This window comes from Microbacterium sp., from assembly GCF_036277215.1.
GTDB lineage: Bacteria > Actinomycetota > Actinomycetes > Actinomycetales > Microbacteriaceae > Microbacterium.
In genome coordinates this window covers 1-2132 of the sequence record NZ_DASUNI010000144.1, presented here as the reverse complement: position 1 = coordinate 2132, position 2132 = coordinate 1, and the positions used below count along the sequence as shown (strand labels likewise).

General features: G+C 68.4%; 3 protein-coding genes. 1 reads left to right on the top strand and 2 read right to left on the bottom strand.

Annotated features, from left to right (window positions below; genetic code table 11):
- Window positions 1-222 (top strand): metal-sensitive transcriptional regulator (locus tag VFX99_RS07405; RefSeq protein ID WP_329665658.1); only part of this gene is annotated, 222 nt, incomplete at its 5' end.
- Window positions 223-379: 157 nt separating this feature from the next.
- Here VFX99_RS07405 and rarD read toward each other — a convergent pair.
- The gene (rarD, locus tag VFX99_RS07400; protein ID WP_414684334.1) at window positions 380-1351 is read right to left on the bottom strand and encodes an EamA family transporter RarD; all 972 of its coding nucleotides are present in this window, start codon (window positions 1349-1351) and stop codon (window positions 380-382) included.
- 183 nt (window positions 1352-1534) lie between these two features.
- A complete protein-coding gene (groES, locus tag VFX99_RS07395; RefSeq protein ID WP_329665657.1) occupies window positions 1535-1831 on the bottom strand; it encodes a co-chaperone GroES in 297 nt (98 codons plus the stop codon).
- Window positions 1832-2132: the final 301 nt, after the last annotated feature.

Genomic DNA, 2132 nt, shown 5'->3' with positions numbered 1-2132 from the left:
GGTCAGGCCCGCGGCATCCACAAGATGGTCGAGGAAGAGAAGTACTGCATCGACATCCTCACGCAGATCAGCGCCCTGACCAGTGCGCTCGAGGCCGTGGCCGTCGGCCTGCTCGACGACCACCTGCGTCACTGCGTCGTCGATGCCGCTCGCCTGGGCGGCGATGAGGCGGACGCGAAGATCTCGGAGGCGACCGCCGCGATCGCGCGGCTGGTGCGCTAGCCGCGCCGGTCGCGGCGCTCGCGCCGGCTGCTCCGCTCGCGCCCTCGCGCGTTGCCGCAGCTCGCGGCCCGCGTGGGGTCTCGCGGCCCGCGTTCGAGCGCATGCCACGACGCAGAAGGCGTGCCGCGAGCGGCGATCCGGCCGCAACCGGCCCGGCTCAGGTGAGTTCGCCGACGTCCGAGACGCCGCGCGCGCGGCGCGCGAAGATCAGCGAGTCGACCGTCAGCACGACGAGAGCGAGCCAGACCAGTCCGAAGCCGATCCATCGCTCGAGCGGCATCGGCTCGCCGAGCAGCCACGCTCCGATGATGAACTGCAGGATCGGCGCCACGAACTGCAGCAGCCCGATCACGGTGAGCGGCACCCGGCGCGCGCCGGCGGCGAACAGCAGCAGTGGGATCGCAGTGACGACGCCGACGAGGCTCAGCAGCACGGCATGCCAGGGTCCACCGGCGCCGAACGTCAGGCCCGTCGTCGACCCGACGACGATGAGCACCACGGTGGCGACCGGGACGAGCCAGAACGTCTCGAGCGTGAGGCCGCTGACCGCGTCGACCGCCGGACCGAGGCGTTTCTTGATGAGGCCGTACGTGCCGAACGAGAACGCCAGACTCAGCGCGATCCACGGGAACGCGCCGTACCCGACGACGATGACGCCGACGGCGATCGCGGCGATCGCGAGGGCGATCCACTGCGTCGCCCGCAGTCGCTCGCGCAGCACCAGGACACCCAGCACGACGGTGACGATGGGATTGATGAAGTAGCCCAGACTGGTCTCGATCACATGGCCGGTCAGCGCGGCCAGGATGAACACCTGCCAGTTGACGTAGATGAGCGCACCGGCGGCGGCCGTCCCGAGCAGCAGCCGAGGTTGCCGCATGATGGCGGCGAGCCGGCCCCATCCGCGCAGGACCGTCAGCAGGATCGCGCAGAAGGCGAGGGACAGCAGGATGCGCCACGCGACCAGCTCCCACGGCCCCGTCGGCGCGAGCAGGAGGAAGTACAGCGGCAGGAAGCCCCACAGGAAGTATGCCGAGAACGCATACACCCCGCCGATGGCGCGCTCGCGGGCGGGATCCACTGCTGACCCGGATGCCTCGGCGGGGGCGGAGTGCAGGTTGCGGGTCACCTCCCCAGCGTACGGCGGCGCTTCGACCCGAGCTTCATTCCCGGGAGGCGGCGGCATACGTGGACTGCCGTTCTGCGTGCTTCTCCTGCCACCGGGACGCGGACGGGCCTGGTTGCCAGGCCGCCCGGCACGCAGAAGGGCCCGGATGCCGAGGCATCCGGACCCTTCCTGAACTGCGGAGAACTAGCGGACGACGACCGCGAGGACGTCGCGGGCCGACAGGACGAGGAACTCGTCCGCACCGAACTTCACCTCGGTGCCGCCGTACTTGCTGTACAGCACACGGTCGCCCACGGCGACGTCGATCGGGACGCGATTGCCGTTGTCGTCGATGCGACCGGGTCCGACTGCCACGACCTCGCCCTCCTGGGGCTTCTCCTTGGCGGTGTCCGGGATGACCAGACCGCTCGCCGTGGTCTGCTCGGCCTCGACCTGGCGGATGACGATGCGGTCCTCGAGCGGCTTGATGGAAACCGACACGGGTGTACCTCTGCTTTCCTTGAAACTCAAGAATGGGTTAGCACCCTCGACGTGAGAGTGCTAATCCCAGTCTAGGCAAGCGCTGGCACTCATGCAACGTGAGTGCCAGTGCGAACGCAATCCGATTCGCGCATGACTCCGAATGCATGGAGACCGAAGATGGTCGAGGATCGCCGGAATCCGCGGATGTATCACGGAACAGCCCGTCTGCTCCTCAGCTTTATGAGAACGTCAGGTAAGCGTTTCGCGGCTATTCGTTACACGGCGTCGCGCAGCGCTCGCCAACCAGTCCCGGCGGTGG